The organism is Singulisphaera chitinilytica (assembly GCF_049331405.1).
Lineage (GTDB): Bacteria > Planctomycetota > Planctomycetia > Isosphaerales > Isosphaeraceae > PoT.
Genome location: NZ_CP186274.1, coordinates 7,282,269 through 7,301,649, shown reverse-complemented (window position 1 = coordinate 7,301,649; position 19,381 = coordinate 7,282,269). Strand labels below are relative to the sequence as shown.

Annotated in this window: 17 protein-coding genes and 1 pseudogene; 11 read left to right on the top strand and 7 right to left on the bottom strand. The window is 64.7% G+C overall.

The features are described 5' to 3' along the window. Positions 1-11: 11 nt before the first annotated feature. From ACOYYX_RS28535 to ACOYYX_RS28515, 5 genes are all read left to right on the top strand, one after another. Complete coding sequence (locus ACOYYX_RS28535) at positions 12-3,872, top strand: DUF4175 family protein (protein WP_422926054.1); 3,861 nt, start codon at positions 12-14, stop codon at positions 3,870-3,872. Between the two features lie 2 nt (positions 3,873-3,874). Beyond that, positions 3,875-4,918, top strand: a complete 1,044-nt coding sequence (locus tag ACOYYX_RS28530) for a hypothetical protein (RefSeq protein WP_422926052.1) — start codon at positions 3,875-3,877, stop codon at positions 4,916-4,918. Between the two features lie 4 nt (positions 4,919-4,922). After that, the gene (locus ACOYYX_RS28525; RefSeq protein ID WP_422926050.1) at positions 4,923-6,038 is read left to right on the top strand and encodes a prenyltransferase/squalene oxidase repeat-containing protein; all 1,116 of its coding nucleotides are present in this window, start codon (positions 4,923-4,925) and stop codon (positions 6,036-6,038) included. 17 nt (positions 6,039-6,055) lie between these two features. Then, positions 6,056-7,342: an NPCBM/NEW2 domain-containing protein gene (locus ACOYYX_RS28520; RefSeq protein ID WP_422926048.1), complete on the top strand. Its 1,287-nt coding sequence runs from the start codon at positions 6,056-6,058 to the stop codon at positions 7,340-7,342. Between the two features lie 69 nt (positions 7,343-7,411). Continuing rightward, positions 7,412-8,131, top strand: coding sequence for a sensor histidine kinase (locus ACOYYX_RS28515; RefSeq protein WP_422926046.1), 720 nt, complete (start codon positions 7,412-7,414; stop codon positions 8,129-8,131). Positions 8,132-8,188: 57 nt separating this feature from the next. Here the strand turns inward: ACOYYX_RS28515 and ACOYYX_RS28510 are convergent, their stop codons facing one another. The 4 genes and pseudogenes from ACOYYX_RS28510 to ACOYYX_RS28495 form a co-directional block, all read right to left on the bottom strand. Continuing rightward, positions 8,189-8,752 carry a sensor histidine kinase gene (locus ACOYYX_RS28510; RefSeq protein WP_422931669.1) on the bottom strand — a complete coding sequence of 188 codons (564 nt, stop codon included), beginning with the start codon at positions 8,750-8,752 and terminating at the stop codon, positions 8,189-8,191. 3 nt (positions 8,753-8,755) lie between these two features. Continuing rightward, a pseudogene (locus ACOYYX_RS28505) lies at positions 8,756-8,956 on the bottom strand (sensor histidine kinase); the annotation flags it as partial. A gap of 122 nt (positions 8,957-9,078) precedes the next feature. Then, positions 9,079-9,336, bottom strand: a complete 258-nt coding sequence (locus tag ACOYYX_RS28500) for a hypothetical protein (RefSeq protein WP_422926044.1) — start codon at positions 9,334-9,336, stop codon at positions 9,079-9,081. Positions 9,337-9,643: 307 nt separating this feature from the next. Continuing rightward, on the bottom strand, positions 9,644-10,288 hold the full coding sequence (locus ACOYYX_RS28495; protein WP_422926042.1) for an ANTAR domain-containing response regulator: 645 nt from the start codon (positions 10,286-10,288) through the stop codon (positions 9,644-9,646). Between the two features lie 258 nt (positions 10,289-10,546). Here ACOYYX_RS28495 and ACOYYX_RS28490 point away from each other — a divergent pair, with 258 nt between their 5' ends. Then, entirely contained in the window at positions 10,547-11,032 is a 486-nt protein-coding gene (locus tag ACOYYX_RS28490) for a MaoC/PaaZ C-terminal domain-containing protein (protein WP_422926040.1), read from the top strand. 70 nt (positions 11,033-11,102) lie between these two features. Then, entirely contained in the window at positions 11,103-11,327 is a 225-nt protein-coding gene (locus ACOYYX_RS28485) for a hypothetical protein (RefSeq protein WP_422926038.1), read from the top strand. 54 nt (positions 11,328-11,381) lie between these two features. Here the strand turns inward: ACOYYX_RS28485 and ACOYYX_RS28480 are convergent, their stop codons facing one another. Both ACOYYX_RS28480 and ACOYYX_RS28475 read right to left on the bottom strand, forming a co-directional pair. After that, the gene (locus ACOYYX_RS28480; protein ID WP_422926036.1) at positions 11,382-12,230 is read right to left on the bottom strand and encodes a phosphoenolpyruvate hydrolase family protein; all 849 of its coding nucleotides are present in this window, start codon (positions 12,228-12,230) and stop codon (positions 11,382-11,384) included. A gap of 6 nt (positions 12,231-12,236) precedes the next feature. After that, positions 12,237-13,472 (bottom strand): Tm-1-like ATP-binding domain-containing protein, encoded by a 1,236-nt coding sequence (locus ACOYYX_RS28475; protein WP_422926034.1) that lies wholly within the window; start codon positions 13,470-13,472, stop codon positions 12,237-12,239. Between the two features lie 178 nt (positions 13,473-13,650). On the opposite strand from ACOYYX_RS28475, the gene ACOYYX_RS28470 reads away from it, so the two are divergent. Further along, entirely contained in the window at positions 13,651-14,481 is an 831-nt protein-coding gene (locus ACOYYX_RS28470; RefSeq protein ID WP_422926032.1) for an SDR family NAD(P)-dependent oxidoreductase, read from the top strand. Between the two features lie 18 nt (positions 14,482-14,499). Next, positions 14,500-15,312 (top strand): sugar phosphate isomerase/epimerase family protein, encoded by an 813-nt coding sequence (locus ACOYYX_RS28465; RefSeq protein ID WP_422926030.1) that lies wholly within the window; start codon positions 14,500-14,502, stop codon positions 15,310-15,312. Positions 15,313-15,400: 88 nt separating this feature from the next. Here ACOYYX_RS28465 and ACOYYX_RS28460 read toward each other — a convergent pair whose 3' ends face one another. Continuing rightward, positions 15,401-16,198, bottom strand: coding sequence for an HpcH/HpaI aldolase family protein (locus tag ACOYYX_RS28460; RefSeq protein ID WP_422926028.1), 798 nt, complete (start codon positions 16,196-16,198; stop codon positions 15,401-15,403). A gap of 409 nt (positions 16,199-16,607) precedes the next feature. On the opposite strand from ACOYYX_RS28460, the gene ACOYYX_RS28455 reads away from it, so the two are divergent. Then, the gene (locus ACOYYX_RS28455) at positions 16,608-17,768 is read left to right on the top strand and encodes a glycosyltransferase family 4 protein (protein ID WP_422926026.1); all 1,161 of its coding nucleotides are present in this window, start codon (positions 16,608-16,610) and stop codon (positions 17,766-17,768) included. A 134-nt stretch (positions 17,769-17,902) separates the two neighbouring features. After that, positions 17,903-19,381: an HlyD family secretion protein gene (locus ACOYYX_RS28450; protein ID WP_422926024.1), complete on the top strand. Its 1,479-nt coding sequence runs from the start codon at positions 17,903-17,905 to the stop codon at positions 19,379-19,381.

The window sequence follows — 19,381 nt, the reverse complement described above, 5'->3', positions numbered from 1 at the left end:
ATCGTTAAGGCTTGGCACCACCCAGCCTGGAGGCCGACGACATGCAGGTGACGCGTCTCGAATCGCGAATTGCCAACCTCCGCAGGCAGGTTCGCAGCCTCGTGGCGCTGCACGGCTCGGGATGGACGATCGGCCTCCTCATCCCGATCGTCATCGCCCTCGGGTTCGTCGACTGGGGGATCCACCTCGACTCCAACGTCCGGCTCGTCGCGCTGCTCGGGCTCTTCGGCGCGGCGACGTGGTTCATCCATCGTTACATCTTGCTCCCTCTATTGATCCCGTTCGCCGACCTGCACATCGCGCTCAAGATCGAGGAGCGTTGGCCGGGGCTGAACGACCGGCTTGCCAGCACGCTCCAGTTCCTCAAACTCTCGACGGACGCCGAATCGCAGAGCTCCGCCTCGCTCCGAGAGGCCACCATCCGCCAGACGATGGAGGAGGTGGAGTCTCTCAACTTTCGCGAGGTCATCGAGCCGAAGCCGACCCTGCGTGCCCTCGGCGTGGCGACGCTCTCCATCGGGCTGGGGGTCGCCCTCCTCGTCGGCCAGCCGTTGTTGAGCCGGATCGCACTCCAGCGGCTCTTCGTGCCTTATGGTTCGGCCCAGTGGCCCCAGCAGACCCACCTGAGCCTGATCGACGGGGAGACCACGCGCAAGGTCGCCCGAGGCGAGTCGTTCACGCTGGCCGTCGCGGTGAAGAAGGGGGAACGGGCCCCCGCATCCGCACGCGCGACCTACCGTTTCGAGGACGGCGAGACGATCAGCGAGCCGCTCCGCTCCGAGGAGGGGGGGGTCTTCCGCGGCCGGATCGAGGTCGTCGAGCGCAGCTTCACCTTCTCGGTCGTCGCCGGCGACGACACCCGCTCGGTGCGGAACGTCCCCGTGTCGGTCGTCGCCCCCCCGGCGATCTCCGATGCGACCGTCCGGATCACTCCGCCCCTCTACACGGCCGAGCCCCCTCGCACCCTGGCCTCGGGCAACACGCAGGTCCGCGTGCTGGAAGGCTCCCGGATCGAGCTCGCGGCGAAAGCGAACAAGGAGCTGAGTGCGGCGGCCCTCCGGCTCGGCGAGGCCCTCAGCAAGGCCCCGATCAAGCTCGACGCGTCGAGGACCAGGCTCACGACCGAGTTCATCGCGGGGCACTCCGGGCCCTTCTGGTTCGAGCTGAAGGATACGGAAGGCTTCAAGAACCGCGAGGTCGTTCGCTACGAGTTGAGATCGGTCCGAGACGAGGCCCCTCGCGTCGTGATCGACGACCCGAGCAACGACCGGGATGTACCGGCTCAGGCGATGGTCCCGGTCACGTTCACCGTGGACGACGACTACGGGATCCATTCGGCGAGCCTGCTCTACAAGACGGCGACGGGAGGCTCCGAGCCCTCGCCGGTCGTGGCCCTGCCGCTCTGGGATTCGAAGGACCATCCCGATCCCCAGCGCATCAAGCGACAGACCATCAAGTACAACTGGGACCTCGCACCCTTGAAGCTCCCGCCGGGCTCGATCATCACCTTCCACGCCGAGGCCCGCGACTTCGACGACCTCAAGGGGCCGAACCTCGGCAAGAGCCGCGAGATCCGGCTCCGGATCGCCTCCAACGAGGACATCAATCGCCAGCTCGACGACACCCGCCGCGAGATCCGCGAGGAGACCGCCCGCATCCTCTCGATGCAGAACATGGCGGAGTCGCCGGTCGATGAAGCGATCCGCATGCTGGAGAAGACCGACAACCTCGGGAAGGCCGAGCGCGACAACCTCAAGAACGCGGAGATGATCCAGCGTCAGGTGGGCAACCGCATCACCAGCCGTACCGACGGGCTCGACCAGAAGATCAAGAAGTTCCTCGAAGATATGAAGAACTTCCGGGTCGCCAACGCCGACGCCCAGAAGCAGATGGAGGAGATGCAGGCCGGGGTCGACCGAATCCGAGAGCAACACCTCGGGCCTGCCGAGCAAGGTCTGACGCGAGCCTCCAAGAACCTGGAAGGTAACGACAACAGCAAGGCGGGAGAGCCCGTCGGCGGGAAAACCTCCGACAGCGAGGCGGGCGAGGCTTCCAAGTCCGAGCCGCAGGGTGATTCGACGAAGGGGGCGGAGAAGGGGTCCAGCCAGGCTAAAGGGGCGGAGAAGGGGGCTGCAGGCAAGGCTCAGTCGAAGGCCAGCGAAGGGGGCCAGGCCAAGGGTGGCGATCAAGGCAAGTCTTCATCCAAGGATCAGCAGGGCAACAGCCCTGATGGGGGAAAGGCCCCCGAGAAGTCGGGTGGTAAGGACGCCGCCGAGCCCGAATCCTCCAAGCGGAACCCCACCGACATCGCCAAGAATGCCCTCGCCGAGACGAAGCAGAATCAAAAGGCGATCACCGGCGAGCTCCAGAAGATGCTCGACGGTCTCAGCGAATTCGAGACCTATCGGGGCGTCATCAAGGACGCCCAGAACCTCCTGAAAGAGCACGAGCAGGTCATCAAGCAGACGGATGAGGCCTCCGCCAAGCCCGACCTCGCGGGCAAGACCCCCGAGCAACTGACCCCGTCGCAAAAGGCCGAGCTCGGCAACCTCGCCGCCAAGCAGGGTAACGTCGCGCGGGGCCTCCAGGGGCTCCAGGAGCGGATGGCTGAGATGGCCAAGCGACTCGAGGAATCCGACCCGCTCGCCGCCTCGGCGCTCAAAGAATCGGCCCAGGAGAGCAAATCCAGCGGCACGACCGGCAAGATGAGCGAGGCCTCGGATCGGCTCGAGAAGAATCAGATGGGCGAGGCTCGGTCCGGGCAGGAGCAGGCTCGCAAGGAGATCAAGGACCTGATCGACTCGATCGAGAACCGTCGCGAGCGTGAGCTCTCCCGGCTCGTCAAGGAGATGAAGAACGTCGAGAACGAGCTCGGCAAACTCAAGGAACGCCAGACCCAGAACCTCAAAAAGACCCAGGAAGCCCGCAAGAACCCCAACGCCAAGGACCGCGCCGACCAGCTCAAGAAGCTCGCCAAGGAGCAGGCCGAGATCCGAAACGAGCTCAAGCGTCAGTTGCAGAAGCTCAAGAAGATGAACGCCGACAACGCCGCCCAGGCCGGCGACCGCGCGGCAGCCAAGATGGGTAAGGCCCAGGAGAACCTCGACCAGGACGAAGGCGAGGAAGCCGGCAAGCAGGAGGAAGAGGCTCTCGCCGACCTCGAAGAGGCCCAGCAGGAAGCCAAGGAGGCCCGCCGCGAGAAGGAGGAGCAGCTCGCCATGGAGCAACTGCTCAAGATGGGGGATCAGCTCAAGTCGCTCGCCGAGCGGCAGTCGAAGATGGTCACCGACATCGAGGCCTTCGACAAGCTCCGGGCCGAGAAGCAAGGCAAGCTCACCATCGCCCAGCGCACGGGGGTTCGAGACCTCGGCCAGGTCCAGGCCGGCTTGAAGGACGAGACCGGCGAACTGATCGAGAAGCTCGAAGGGGCCCCGGTCTTCGCCCTGACGCTCAAGCGGGCCGCCGAGGGGCAGCAGACCACGGCCCAACGTTTGCAAGGTCTGAAGACCGACGAGGATACGCAACGCGCGGCGAAGGCGGCGAAACATCGCTTCGAGCAACTCCTCGAGTCCCTCAAGCCCGACGCGGGCAAGCCCGGCCAGCCAGGCGGGCAACAGGGGGGTGATCAGGGAGGAGGAGGCCAGGGCGGGGGTGGCGACGGTATCCCCGCCACGGCCCAGCTCAAGATGCTCAAATCCCTCCAGGAAGAGCTGAACGAACGGACGGACTATTTCGACGAGTTGCGTCGCCGCAACCGAGAGCTGGACCCCGCCCAGGTGGAAGAGCGCGACCGCCTGGAAAGCGACCAGGGCACCCTCGCCGACATCGTCCGCGACCTGACTCGGCCCAAGAAAGAGGATGGGGAGAATTGATCATGAGATCGACGATCATTCGACGGATCGGTCCGACCCTTGCCATCGCCTCGGCCTTCCTCCTGGGCACCGGCTTCGCGGACGCCCAGGACCCGGGCGATAAACCCAAGGATGAGGCCATCGAGAAACTCCTCGACAACCTCGATGGTTCCAAGGATCAGCCGACTCCCCCGCCCGACAAGCCGGAGGAGAAGAAGGCCGACGCCGAGGCCAAGAAGCCCGACGCCGAGCCGAAGAAGAGCGATAAGAAGGCCGAAGACGCGAAGACGGACGGCAAGAAATCCGAGGAGAGCAAGTCGGACGGCGACGTCTCCTCGAAGGATAAGGACATCGATAGCCTCCTCGAGAAGTTGGGCGAGACGACCGACCAACCCTCGCCAGATGACAAGCCCAAGCAAGGCGGAGGCCCCGGCGGTGAGCCGGCCCCGAACGAGCCCGGCCAGGGCGAGGACAAGAATCAGGAAAAGGAGAAGAAGGACGACCTCTCGGGCCAGTCCAAGCAACTCGACGAGCACCTCGAGGAGCTCACCGGCCGCAAGAAACCCAAGAAGAATAACGGCGGCGGTGGCGGAGGAGGTGGGGGCAGCGGCGAGGCCAGCGGCCCGATGGGCGAGGTGATCAAACGGATGCGCGAGGTCGAGCAGCGTCTCGGGAAGACCGACACCGGCGAGGAGACCCGGAAGAAACAGTCGGACATCGTCAAGAATCTCGAGCAGTTGATCGAGCAATCTCGGCAACAATCTTCGAGCTCGTCCTCGAAGAAGAAGCAGTTGTCGATGTCCAAGCAGGGCCAGCAGAAGCCCGGCTCCAAGGAGAATTCGGACAACCCCGGGACGATGGCGGGCAACGCCCCCAACCAGAAGCCGGAAAAGCCGACGAACCGCCGCTCCCTGGCCGGCGGCAAGGACGAGTGGGGCCACCTCCCGCCCGAGCTGAGGCAGGAGCTCGACAACGTCTTCAAGGAAGAGGCACTGGAGCGCAAGTCCGACCTCATCCGCCGCTATTACTTGTCCCTCTCCAAGAAGCGAACGAATCGCGAGGAGTGACGCCGTGCGGCAAGTCGTCAACGATCACCTCGCGGGCGTGACCCGCCTCTTACTGGGCTTCGCCCTCGTCATCTCGTCGAGCCCGAGCGGCTTCGCCCAGGGGGCCGCCTCCAAGCCTGCGCAGGGGGGAGGGGTCGGCTTCGGTGATCCTCGTCACGGCGACGTCCCCGAAGGGACCGCCGAGATGATCACGCCCGAGACCGAGCGTGCGATCAACAACGGGCTCGCCTGGCTGTCGAAGACCCAGAACTCCGACGGGTCGTTCGGCAACGGGACCTACCGGGGGAATATCGCCGTCACGAGCCTCGCGGGGCTGGCCTTCATGGCCTCGGGCTCGTCACCGGGGCGAGGTCCTTACGGGCCCCACATCGATAAGGCCCTGATGTACGTGATGGAGAATACGTCCCCCTCGGGATTCATCTCCGTGCCGAGCGTGTCGACTCACGGGCCGATGTATTCTCACGGGTTCGGCACCTTGTTCCTCGCCGAGGCGTACGGGATGACGCGCCGGCCTGAGATTCGCGAGAAGCTTCAGAAGGCCGTCCGACTCATCATCGACACGCAGAACAATGAGGGGGGCTGGCGGTACCAGCCCGTGCGCCGCGACGCCGATATCTCGGTGACGATCTGCCAGATCAATGCGCTCCGGGCCGCCAGGAACTCGGGGCTGTTCGTCCCCAAGGACACGGTCGAGAACTGCATACGTTATGTGAAGCAATCGCAGAACCCCGACGGCGGCTTCCGATACATGCTCCAGGGGGGGGCGAGCGCCTTCCCGAGGTCGGCGGCTGGGGTCGTCGCCCTCTATAGCGCGGCGGTCTACGACGCTAAAGAGGTCGAGGCGGGCATCGCCTACTTGAAGCAGTACATGCCGGAGATCAAACTTGGCAGTCGTTACAGCCATTACTTCTACGGGCACTACTACGCCGCGCAGGCCATGTGGATCCGCGGGGGCGATGACTGGAACACCTGGTTCCCGGCCATCCGAGACGAACTGGTCCGACGCCAATCCTCCGCCTCCGGGTCCTGGACGGATAGCATCTGCAACGAGTATGGGACGGCCATGGCCCTGATCATCCTTCAGATGCCGAATAACTACCTGCCGATCTTCCAGCGTTGATCCCGAGGCGAAACGTCATGTCCGTCGCACCCGAGTTTCCCCCCCGTTGCCTCCCCTCGATCGGCGCTCTCATCCTCGGCCTCTGGTCCTTCCCGATCTTCCAGGCCCAGAGCCTAGCGGCGGATCCGGATCCGGCCGCGACCTCGGGTTCCCCCTTGCCGTCCGACCCCGTCTTCTCGGCGCTCCGGGTCGACGGCAACATCGTGTTGGGGCGGCTCAAGCAGATCGGTTCCAAGGGAGAGATCTCGATCGTCCCCTTGAAGGGAGCCGAGGAGACGATCCGCTTCGGGGAGATCGTCAAACTGACCCGCGAAGGGTTTTTCCCGAACACCAGCCCGACGGGCTCCCTAGTGCTCTTCCCCAACGGCGACCGCCTCTACCGGACGGTCATCGGCGCCGCGGGGGAGACGTCGATCGAGGTTCAGTCGTATGCCCTCGAGCACCTCTCGATCCCGCTCGATAGCATCCTCGGGCTGGTCCTGAACCTCCCGGACGACAACTCGCTCGTCTCGTCGCTGATCGACAGGGTGCGCTTCGAGCCGAGGAATTCCGAGATCCTCCTCTTGAGGAACGGCGATAAGATGACCGGGGGGTTCCTCGGACTCGAAGAGAAGAAGATCAAGTTCCAGGCGAGCGCGGGCCCGATCTCCCTCGAACGGGCGGGTATCCTGGCGCTCGGGTTCGACCCATCCCTGGTCGTCTATCCCGAGGCCAACGAGGACGGGGCGTTCGACCTCTCCCTGGCCGACGGCTCCCGCCTCGGCGTCAAGGGGGTGAGGATCGAGCAGGGACAAATCACCGCCACGACACGCTTCGGCGCGAAGATCCGAGTTCCTTTGAACGAGGTCATCCGGATTCACGCTCGCTCAACGGCAATCTCGTACCTGTCCGAAAGGGCGGAGACGGCCGTACGTTATGTGGGGTACGTCGGCCCGACTCGCCCCTATCGCCGGGATGAGTCGGTCGATGGGCAGCCGCTGAAGCTCGGCGGTCAGGTGTATGACCGCGGCCTCGGGACTCAGAGCCGCACGATCCTCGCCTATCGGATGAGCCCCGGCGATCGACGGTTCCAGGCCATTGTCGGGCTCGACGACGCGGCGGGGCCGCTCGGCAGCGTTGTCTTCCGCGTACTCGTGGACGGCCGAGAGGTGTTCGCAACGCCCGCGATGTCGGTCCGTGACACGCCCCGGCCGATCGACGTCGAGATCGCCGGCGGCAAGCTGCTCATCCTCGTGACCGAGTTCGGCGAGCGGGGAGAGGTCCGCGACTTCGCCGACTGGATCGAGGCGAGGATTCTCCGTTAATGCCTACGATCTATTTCCGAGTCGATCCACGCTCTCCCGAGTCCACTCTAAGGATCGTTGGGTAATCCTATGGCCGAGAAAACGGTTGACGAAACGACCGAGTGGCTCAATAACCTCGGGCACCTCTCCGCAGGCGTCGGGCACCACGTCATCAACGCCTTCAGTGCCATCGTCAGCAACGCCGAATTGCTCCGGCTCAAGCCGAACGGCTCGAGCCTGGTCGACCCTGCTGCCCTGGCCGACACGATCATCAACACCGCCCTCGATGCGGCCACCGTAGCCCGTCGCCTGATCGACTACACCAGGCCGGTTACCTCGATTGATGTCGATCGCACCGAGGCGGGCCTCGGGGTCTCGCTCGATCGACTCATCGAGGAGTATGTGGCGGATGAGCGCCGCAAGGTCTCGCCGAGGATCGAGTGGTCGACCGAACTGGGATCGATCCCGCTGATACGGGGGCATGCCGACCAATTGAGGTCCATGCTCGGCCACCTGATCCAGAATTCGTACGAGGCCCTTCCGAAGGCTCGGGGCTCGTTGAAGCTCTCGACCTCGACGGATACCCGAGGCTGGGTCGTGCTCGAGCTTCAAGACTCCGGGCATGGGATGAGTTCGGAGATCATGGCGCGTGCGGTCGAGCCATTCTTCAGCACGAAGCCGGGCCATCTCGGGGTCGGCCTGAGCATCGCCAACGGCATCTGGAGGCGGCACCGAGGCACACTCTCGGTGCGAAGCCACGCCGGGGAGGGGACGGTCGTCCGCCTCTGCGTCGAGCCGTACCAAGGCTGACGAAGGCGCCAGGAGACGGCCGATCTCAAGACTCTCGAAGCCTCGCCGAGGGCGATCTCAGGCCTGGCGGGTCGATCCGTCGATCGGGAACATCACCGTCACGCGGGTCCCCTGGCCGACGGTCGAACTGATGGCGATCTCGCCGCCGAGTTGGTCGACCATCTCGCGGCAGATGGCCAGGCCAAGCCCGCTCCCCTCCAGGCCCGAGCGTTCGTCGCGCGAGAGGCGATAGAACGGCTCGAAGACCTTCGCGAGAGACTCCGAGGGGATTCCCGGGCCGTTGTCGGACACGGTGAAATGCCACTGGTCGCCCAGCTGCCGGGCATTCACCTTCACTTGCCCGGACTCGGGCGTGTACTTCAAGGCGTTCGCGACGAGGTTGCCGAAGATCTGCTGGCAGCGGGAGACGTCGGTCGTCACCGACACGTCCGTCCCATGTAGCGAGCACTCCCAGGCAATGCGACGTGAGGCCGCCTCGGGCCCGAACTGGCGATCGATCTCCCGGATCATCGCCCCGAGGGTGAACGACCCGTAACAAATCGGGCGGGTGCCCTGGACGAGCCCGGCATAGTCGAGATAGTTCCGGGTGAGCCGGAGCAGGTCGTCGCACAAACCGATCATCGCATTGACATGTCCGCGTTGCTCAACGGAAATCGGCCGCGCGGGGTCTCCCAGGAGCAGGTCGAAGCCAGCCCGGAGCGAGGTCAAGGGGCGGCTGAGCTCATGGCTCAGATTCGAGAGGATGCTTCGCAACTCGCTATGAGCGATCAAAGGGCGAGAAGTTGTCCCGTAAGGGATGGAAGAGTTCTCGTTACGGGAGTCCATGTTTCCCTCTCAACACGGCGGCCGGCGAGCTTGCGGGCGGGCCGAGTAGCCTTCGATCTGAAAAATGAGCGCAGGGCGAACGCTCGCTTCAAATCGCCTTGGCGTTTTTCGTCTTATGCAGCCTAGCTGACGACGATCTGATTGGTCAGGATCGGGTGGCCATCCATCAAGTCGAGCACGGCTTGCTGGGCGAGTTGCTTGGCGTGGTAGGTCCGCGAACGCCCTTGGAGGATGATCAGGTTGTCGGAGCAGACCACGTGGAGGTCGCGAATGCGTCCACTGGCCCTGCGTTCGATGTAGCCCTCGAGACGTTCGGCTAGATCCGGCTCACTGATACGCCCGTGCCGTCGCGGGTCCATCCCTGCGTCGTACGTCGCCATGCCAGCCTCCCAGGTGATCGGCGTTGCGTCGGAGACCTCCGGTGCTCAGCGATTTCGAGCGAGAAAGGGGGGAGGGGAGCGCCTCGGCAAATCCATCGAGGCGAGGAAATGGGCAACGCGATTCCGCAGCCAGTCCGACCGCCCATCAGCGGCCACTTCCATGATCCCAACCGGCCTTCATAGCTCAAGGGATGTTCGCCCGGACGGTATCTAACCCAGGCCAGGCCAACACTCGCTAGGCTAACGCTCGCCGAACCTGGCGTCAAATACTATCTAACCCGCGAAAACCGTTCCGACAAAAATTCTCTCATTCGTCGTGCGGGAAGGCCGACCCTCTCCGAGAAGGCTCGGGGGCGTTGTGGTGCGGGGTCTCGAGCAGCTCGTCGGCCTGCACGATCGACTCGGCGAGCTTCGCCATCGGCATCCGGCGGTCCTGGCTCTGGCGCTGGAGGAGACGGAAGGCCTCGCTCTCCGAGAGGTTCCTGCGGGTCATCAGGATCCCCTTGGCGCGTTCGATCAACTTACGCTCGCGCAATGTGAGTTCCAGCGTGTTCACGTTTTCACGCAGGACGCGGATCTCTCGGGCCCGGGCCACGGCGACCTGGAGGGCGGCGTGGAGGCTGGGGCTGGTGACCGGCTTGAGCAGGTAATAGAGGACCCCGTCCTCGACGGCCTGGTCGATCAGGTTGGGGTGGCCGTGGGCGGTGAGGATGATGACGGGGGTGCCCGGGTCTCGCACGATCTGGCGCGCGGCGGAGAGCCCGTCGAGCCCCGGCATCTCGATGTCCATCAGGACGGCGTCGGGCAGGGCTCGGCGGCAGACCTCGATGGCGTGGTGTCCATCGTTGACGACAGCCACGACGTCGTAGCCGAGCGACTCCAGTTGCCCTTGCAGGCCGGCGGCCACCGGCTTCTCGTCGTCGGCGATCAAGACTCGATACGGTCGATTCATAACTACAATTCCCTGAGCCATCCCGAAAAGACGTACAGCGACTCGGAATCGAAGGGATTCGTCACCCGAATCTTCGCGAACCCTCGGACTGTGACCCGCTTCGTCGGCAGGTTATTGCCGGGCCCGTCTCGCCCGCTCCGGAGAAATCTTGACGTTGGGCCGATTCGCTTGCAGAATTCATACCTAACTCCTTCACATTGTTCCGACGCAGCAGCAAAAAGTCATCAGCGCTCTCCGCGTCTTCAAGGAGAAGTTCTCGTGGCACGTCATGCAATTGCCACACTCGGTTTCGACGATCTGACCGTTGGCGATGAGTGGGAGAGTTCGACCCGCACGATCACTGAGACGGATGTCGTCAATTTCGCCGGATTGTCGGGGGACTTCAACCCCTTGCATATGGACCATGAAGCAGCAAATTCGAGTCCATTCGGCAAGCCGGTGGCCCACGGCCTGCTCGGTTTGGCGATCGTATCGGGTTTGACGAGCCATTACCCCCGTACCGATACCCTAGCGTTCCTCGGTATTATAGAATGGAAGTTCCTGCGACCGATCCTCTTCGGGGACACGGTCCGAGTTCTCACGAAAGTGGTCGAGTTGGAGCCGCGCTCGCGAGGTCGTCGCGGGGTTGTGACCTGGCAGCGGCAACTGCTCAACCAACACGGACAGGTCGTGCAAGAAGGTTTGACCCAGACCCTCGTCCGTTCGCGAGGGCAGCAGGGTCCGGAAGCCGAAGCTTCGGGATGATCCCCGTCCTGAGTCGACGTTGACCCAGGCCCCCGCAAACCAAACCATCACTCAGACGCGAGAGGACCGCGTGCAGCACTATCGTACCGAGGTTGTCATCCCTGCCGATCGATATATCTACGTCCAGCTGCCGGAGCGATTCCGGGAGGGCAGGGCGATCGTGACCGTGCACATCCAGGAGGACGATTCCTACCTCGATCCCCACGACGTCGACATGGACGACGACCACCTCGATATCGAGTGGTGGGAAGAGTTCGAAGGGGACCGAGAACGGGTCCCCCAGCGCATGTCCTGAGCCTCCACTCGACCTGCAATAGCCCTGCACGCCGTCCTGGGCCCGACCTCGGGCTCAGGCGGTCGACGGCTTCAATGACGTGAAGCCGCGGACCTGCTGCGTGATCGCCGGCTCGGTGGGCAGGCGCTCGATGCTGCTGGCGCCGAAGAACCCGGCGATCCCCTTCGTGGTCCGGAAGATCTCCGCCACGTCGTCCGGCTCGGCGATCGGACCTCCGTGGCAGAGTACGATCACGTCATCGCGGACCCGCTTGGCGGCATCGGCCATCGCCTGGACCCGGCGGCCCGCCTCGGCGAGCGTCAGCGCCGATTTCGCGCCGATCATCCCGTTGGTCGTCAGGCCGACGTGGGGGACGATCACGTCGGCACCCGCCTCCGTCATCGCCCTGGCCTCCTCTTCATTGTGCACATACGGGCATGTGAGGAGATCCATTGCGCGTGCCTGCGCGATCATGTCCACCTCGAGAGCATAGCCCATCCCGGTCTCCTCCAACCCTTGCCGAAAGAGGCCATCGATGAGCCCGACGGTCGGGAAGTTCTGCACCCCGGCGAAACCGGCGTCGCGGACCTGGACCAGGAACCGCGACATGACCCGGAACGGATCGGTGGCGCAGACCCCGGCCAGGACGGGGGTCTTTTCGACCACGGGGAGGACCTCCCGAGCCATGTCCATGACGATGGCGTTGGCATCGCCGTAGGGCATCAGGCCGGCCAGGCTGCCGCGCCCGGCCATCCTGTATCGCCCGGAGTTGTAAATGATGATGAGGTCGATCCCGCCCGCCTCGGCGCATTTCGCGCTCAGGCCCGTGCCTGCCCCGCCACCGATGATGGCCTGCCCCGCGACAATCTTGCGTCGGAAGTTTTCGAGAATTTGATTGCGCGTCAGGGAGCAAGTGGGACGCATCTCGATCTATCCCCTCGTGGCTTTATTCAAGAGTTCGAGCAAGGCCCTGGCCGATGCATCGGCGAAATCAGGATCATTGATATGTTCGTCACGCGAGACGACCCGGACATTCGCGGCCCGGGTGACCCCTTCGATCAGGGACGAGAACAGGCCCTCGTCCGCTTCGGGGTCGTGGAACGACCTCCCGGGCGCGTCGAGGGCGGAGACGCCCCCTCTCGGGATCATCAGCACGACCGGCCCCTGAGCCTTGCAAAGGCTCACGGCAAGCCGCTTCCCGAGAGCCCGGTTTTCTTCGAGCGTCGTCCGCATGAGCGTCACGGACGGGTTATGGGCGTGAAACAGACGCCCCTTGAACTGTTCGGGGATGGTCTCGGGCGGCCCAAAGTTCACCATGTCGAGGGCGCCGACGCTGACGACCTGCGGGATCCCCTTGCGCCCGGCGGCCTCGAGCCGATCGGGCCCCGCGCTCAGGATCCCGCCGACGAGTTCGTCGGCCAGTTCCGTCGTCGTCAGGTCCAGGACCCCCTCGATCATCCCGTCGCGGATCAGGCTCTCCATCGACTGGCCGCCGATCCCGGTCGCGTGAAAGACCAGGACTTCGAGGTCGGCACCTTCGAGCGTCTTCCTAGCCTGGTCGACGCAAGGGGTCGTCACACCGAACATCGTGGCGGCCACGACGGGACGATCCGAGGCCTCAGCCAGCGAGGGTCGATCGAGCCCGATCATGCCGACAAGTGCGAGCGCCGCGTTGGCCAGGGCCGTCCTCGTCAGGCGATTGAGGCCGCAGAGGTCGGCGACCGGGTAGAACATGGCGATGTCGCTGCCCCGGACATAAGGACGGGTCTGGCCACTCGCCAGGGTGCTGACCATGACCTTGGGGAGCCCGAACGGCAGACTCCGCATCGCGGCGGTGGCGATCTCGGTGCCGGCCGAGCCGCCGAGGCCGAAGATCCCCGAGATCCGGTTCGAGGCGCCGAGCTCGCCCGATAGCCGGGCGGCACCCTGCGCGGCGAGTGCCACGGCCTTGCCGCGGTCGCCGAAGGCCTGCACATCCGCCCAGGACGTCCCCGAGGCACGAAAGACCTCGGCCCGATCGATGTCGGGCTCGATCGTTGGCGGGCCGACGGAGCCGACGTCCATCACCAGCGTCTCGTGCCCATGCCCCCGGATCAGGTCACGGACGAATCCCAGCTCTTGCCCCTTGGTGTCCAAGGTGCCCACGAGCAGAATGGGCTTCAACACAACCCGTCCTTTGAGAATCCAGAAACGATGGGTGATGCGAGCTGATTGACGCTCGGTGCCGGCGGCATCATGATAATCCCACCGCGAAAAGAACTCCAAGGGTCGGCCTCGGAATCGGATCATTACGACGCGAAGCTGGACGACTTTCGCGAACACTCCAGCGAGGATACTCCCCAAAATGGCGAAGGTGACGGAGGTAAACTCCGGGGGCGGCGTGGCGATTGTGACGGGCTCGGGGCAGGGGATCGGGCTCGGGATCGCCGAGGCTCTCTGCCACGCGGGCTTCAAGGTCGCCCTCTCGGATGTCAACGGCGAGACCGCCGTCGAGTCGGCCGCACGCCTCCGCGACCAGGGGCACGAGACCCTCGGCCTGACGCTCGACGTCAGGAGCGCCGAGGCCTGGCAAGGGGCCGTGAGCGAGGTATCTCGACAGTGGGGACGGCTCGATCTCCTCGTGAATAACGCCGGGATCAGCCCGAGGGGGACGATCGAATCAACCGACGAGGCCCTCTGGGATCTCACCCTGGCCATCAACCTGAAAGGCCCCTGGCTGGGGATCAAGTCATTCCTCCCCCTCTTGAAGGAGAGCCGAGGGGCCATCGTGAACATCGGCTCGACCCGCGCGACGCGGCCGATGCCCGGCCTCTTCGCCTACGTGACGAGCAAGGCGGGCCTGCTCGGTCTCACTCGCCAGGTCGCGGCCGAATGCCTGGGCTCGAACGTGACCTGCAATATGGTCGCTCCCGGCTGGGTCGACACCCCCGGCGAGCGGATCATCCAGGCCCAGCACGGCCGCCCCGACTTTCCCGAGGGGGTCCAGAACCTGACCACGTCGAGGGACGTGGGGGACGCCGTGGCCTTCCTGGCGACCCCCGCCGGGCACAAGCTCAACGGCGTGATCCTGTTCCTCGACTCGGGGCTCCACGTCGCCGACGACGCGGGCATGGTCTACCTCCCCGATGAAGTCCGCCTCCGCTACCACCAACCCTCTCCCACCGACAACCGCTGAAATCGCGGAGGAACGAACGTGAGCGAGTTTCTCTACTGCCTCAATACCAGCACGATCCGCCCCACGCCCCTCCTCGAGAAGATCAAGATCGCCGGGCAGCTCGGCTACAAGGCCATCGAGCCCTGGAACGACGAGATCGACGACTATCTCAAGGCCGGCGGGTCGATGCCCGACCTGAAGAAGGCCCTCGCCGACGCCGGGCTCAAGGTCGTGAGCGTCATCGCCCTCTCGGGCTGGATCACGAGCGAAGGAGACGAGTACGCTCGCGTCCTCGAAGACTGCCGGCGCAGGATGGATCAGGCGGCCGAGATCGGCAGCCCTTATATCGTGGCGAGCCCCCCTCAGGAAATCGTCGACCTCGGCCTCGCCACCGAGCGGTTCGCCGATCTGATGAAGCTGGGCGACCAGGCGGGGGTAATCCCGACCATGGAATTCCTCGGCTTCGTCGACGGCATCAACAACGTCGACAGTGCTTGGAGCATCGCAAAGGGGATCAACGACGCCAGGGCGACCGTCGTGGCCGACGTCTTCCACATGATCCGGGGCGGAGGCACGGTCGACGACCTCCTCAAACTCCAGGGCGACAAGCTCTCCTGCTTCCACATCAACGACCTGCCGTCAAGCCCCGATCCCCTGACCCAGTGCGACGGAGATCGCGTCATGGTCGGCGAGGGAATCGCCGACCTTCCTCGGGTCATCGCAAACCTGCGTACGATCGGCTACCGCGGGCCGCTCTCGCTCGAGTTGTTCAACGAGATCCTTTGGGCCAAGGATCCGCTCGAGGTTTGCCGCGTCGGCCTCGATCGAGTCCGCTCGCTCGTCGAAGCCTGAAGCCGGAAAGAGCGAGGCCATCGAACCCGCCGCATGATCGCGGGGAATTCGATGGCCTTCGCATGCTCGACGCTTCGTGATTCGCGGCTCAGTACTTGGCGAGTTCGCCCGTAGCACTCCCGGGATAGAGTTGGCTGACGAGGGTCGAAGCCCCGTCGAGCATCAGCTTCAGCTCGCTGCCGACGGCGATGAACTGCCAGCCTTCCTTGACCCGGCGATCGGCCTCGGCGAAGGACGTGACGTGCAGGCCGCAAGGGACGTTGTTCCGCTTGGCGGCCGCGAGGATCCGCTGGAGGGTTTCCTCCATGTATGTCTTGCTCGGAGGCGTGCCGTCGGCGGCTCGCATCGAGGCGGCAAGGTCGTTCGGGCCGACGAAGATGGCGTCGATGCCGGGGACCGAGTAGATCTCGTCGGCGATCTCGACCGCCGAGATGTGCTCGGTCTGGATCACGACGAGGATCTCGTCGTCGGCCTTGCCGTAATAGTCGACCGCGGTGGCCCCGAAGTTCATGGCGTGCAGGCCGCCCCCGACCGAGCGATTCCCACGCGGGGGATACTTGGCGGCCGCGACGACAGACCGGGCCTCGGCCGCATCCATGACCATCGGCACGATGATGCCCATCGAGCCGCAGTCGAGGACTGACTTGATGTATTCGTGCCTTGAAGCCTGGATGCGGGCGAGCGGGACGCACCCGGCGTCGGCGATTGCGCCGAACATCAACGCGGCGGTTTGAATATCGGTGTGGGTATGCTCGATGTCGACGGTGAGCCAGGGGAAGCCGACCCTCGCCATGAACCTCGCCGCCACCACGCTGCCGAGCGACAGCCAGGTCCCGACCTGGGGTTTACCTTCCCGCAACGCCCGTTTCACCGGATTCGATTTCAAAAGACCGTCCCCCATCGACGAGGACGAGGAGCTGTATGGCCCCTTGTCCACTCCCCTGATATATCCTCGCCGAGTTTCCCACGAAACGCATAGGGGGACAAGGGTAGACTTTCACCGTCGCGACGGGCGTTCATCGAACCTTCTCCAAACCCGGGCGGGTCAAAGGTCGCCGGATCCCTCGGTGGCGTCTAGAATTGGTTGTTGAACAGCGAGAGGGGAGGCCTTGAGCGCCCTCACCGGCGTTGGCCAAATCGACGGGCGCAATCTTCTGATGTCGCCACGTCGAGGAGGCGAGCGAGTTGGCCCCCGATGTCCCGTGACGCTACGCCGAAGGAATCGTAGAGCCTGTCCTGGTTCGGCGTCGCAGCCAATGTCGTCATACTTCACCCTAACCCCGGTCGGAACCGCCATGAGAGTGACTCTCGTCACCGAGACGTACTTCCCCCAGGTCAACGGGGTGTCGCGGACTCTCGGGCAGCTCGTTCGACACTTGCAGGAAGGCGGCGACCAGGTCCAGTTGGTACATCCCGATTACGGCGACCCCGCGCAAGGCCCGCACGACCACCTCGTGCGTTCCTGGACCCTGCCTTTCTACAAGGAACTTCACCTGCCCGTGCCGCCTTTCAAGAAGGTGACGCGGGCCGTCGACCAGTTCCGCCCCGACCTCATCCACATCGCCACCGAGGCGACGCTCGGGCTGCGGCTCCTGTGGCACGCCTCGAGAAGAAAGATCCCCACGGTTTCAAGCTTTCATACGAACTTCGATCAATACACGGACCACTATCGCGTGGGCTGGACGAAGGGCCTGATCTGGCGCTACCTGCGATGGTTCCACAACCGGACGCGCGAGACCTACGTCCCCTCGCGGACCACGATCGCCGAGCTCGAGTCGCGCGGGTTCGAGCGGCTCCACCTCTGGCCGCGCGGCGTCGACAGCCAGGTCTTCCGGCCGGAGCGGCCTCGCCGCTTGGTCTTGCGGAGCGAGCTCGGATTCAGGCCCGACGATGTGGTGATCGGATACGTCAGCCGGATCGCGGCCGAGAAGAACATCGTCTACCTGGCCGACGCCCTGATGTCGGTCGCCGAGACTCGTCCCAACGTGCGATTCCTGTTCGTGGGGGATGGCCCGGAGCGCCCTGGGCTCGAGGCTCGGATGGGTGAGAAAGCCCGATTCGTGGGATATCGGAGCGGCGAGGACCTGGCCGACCATTACTCCGCGGCCGACATCTTCGCGTTCACGAGCCTGACCGAGACCTTCGGCAACGTCGTCCTGGAGGCCATGTCGTCGGGCCTCCCCGTCGTCGCCTTGAGGGCAGGGGGCGTCGGCGAGACCGTGGCGACCAGCGACGCCGGCGTGCTCGTCGAACCCGATCGGCCGGCCTCCGACTTCGCCCAGGCCGTCCTTTCCGTGATCGACGACCCCGACCTGAGGCGGGGGAAGGCCGCGAAAGCCCGTGCCTATGCGGAGAGCCAGAGTTGGGGCAGCATCATGTCGAGGCTCCGCGAGCGTTACCTCCAGGTCGTCGCAGACTCGGCCCCCAACCGCCCGCTCGAAGCCGCTCTGTCCTGAGCCCTGATTTTTGAGTCATGGCGAACTTCATTCCCCGATTCCGTCGACTCGAATCGTCGCGTATGATCGTGGTCATTCGCCCCTCATTCCTAGTCGAGTCGAGAGGGGGGACGGAGAGCGGAGCGACAACTTCGATGAGTTCCGAGACGACCCGGCCGAACGAATCCACCTCGGAACCCCTGCACCCCGCCGCGACGCCGGCTCCTCCGCCGACTGCCAGGCGATCCGGCTTCGGGCTCAAGCGCGCCCTGTTCGTGCTCGTCTTCGTCGGGATCATCGCGGCCGCGGCCGTATATGGATATCCCGCCTTGCAGCGGTCGCTAACAACGGTCTCTACAGACGACGCCTACGTCAACTCGCACGTCACCTACGTCGCCCCTCGCATCCCCGAGACGGTGACCGAGGTCAAAGTCGACAACAATGATTATGTACGCAAAGGGGATCTGATCGTCGCCCTGGATCGGACGGCGTGGACGATCCGCGTCGCGCAGTCGAAGGCGGCCCTCGACGCCGCGAACAAGGGGCTGGCCCAGCAACTCTCGAAGGCAAGGGCCTCTGCCGCCGAGGCGAGGGCCGACCGCTTCAAGCTGGCCTCCGCCATGACCTCGGTTCGGAACCAGGAGGCAGAGCTGCGATCGGCGATCGCCAGCCTGAACGAGAAGCGGGCCGCCGAAGCCCTCGCCAAGCAGGAGGCCGATCGCTACAAATCCCTCGCCGCCAAGGGGTCTATCACGCAGGAGCAGGCGGATATCCGCAAGACGGACTACGACCAGGCCCGCGCCTCGGCCATATCGACGCTGGAGAAGATCTCGGGCCTCCGCGTCGCGCTCGAGGTCCCCGAAACCCCGCCGTCCGGCAAGCTCGACGAGTTGCCGCCGAACCTGGATCAGGTCCATTCGACCGTCTCGAGCGCCCTGGCCGCTTTCTCGCTCGACATTGCCGAGCTCGGCCTGGGACTGCCTCGTGCCAACGAGACACCCAACCAGTTCCTCGACCGCATCCACAAGGCGGCGCCGAACGGTAGCCTGGATGTCCTGATCGAGCAGACGGTCGAACAGGCCCCCGGCGTCGAACTGGCCCGGAGCCAGATCGAGCAGGCGAAGCAGGACCTGGCGATGTCTGAGCTGCAACTCAGCTATTGCGAGATCTACGCGGAGATCGACGGCTTCGTTTCGAACCGGAACGTCAACGTCGGCGACCGCGTCAGCCAGGGTCAAAAGCTGTTCGCGATCCGGTCGTACAAGGAAGTCTGGATCGACTGCAACTTCAAGGAGACCCAACTCCCGCCGATCCGGATTGGGCATCCCGTCGATCTGTACCTCGACGCCTACCCGGGCAAGGTCTTCAAGGGGCGGGTCAGCGGCTTCAGCGCCGGGACGGGGGCCTCGCTAGCTCTCCTGCCGGCTCAGAACGCGACGGGCAACTTCGTGAAGATCGTCCAGCGCCTGCCGGTCCGCGTCGACCTCGTCGACGGCAACCCGACCGATACGCCGCTCTTCGTGGGCCTATCGGTGGTCCCTTACATCCTCATCAATCAGACGCCGGAAGGCCCCAACGCCAATCAGCGTCTCCGGGGCGACTTCCCCAAGACGGCGGAATCGAAGGGCAAGTAA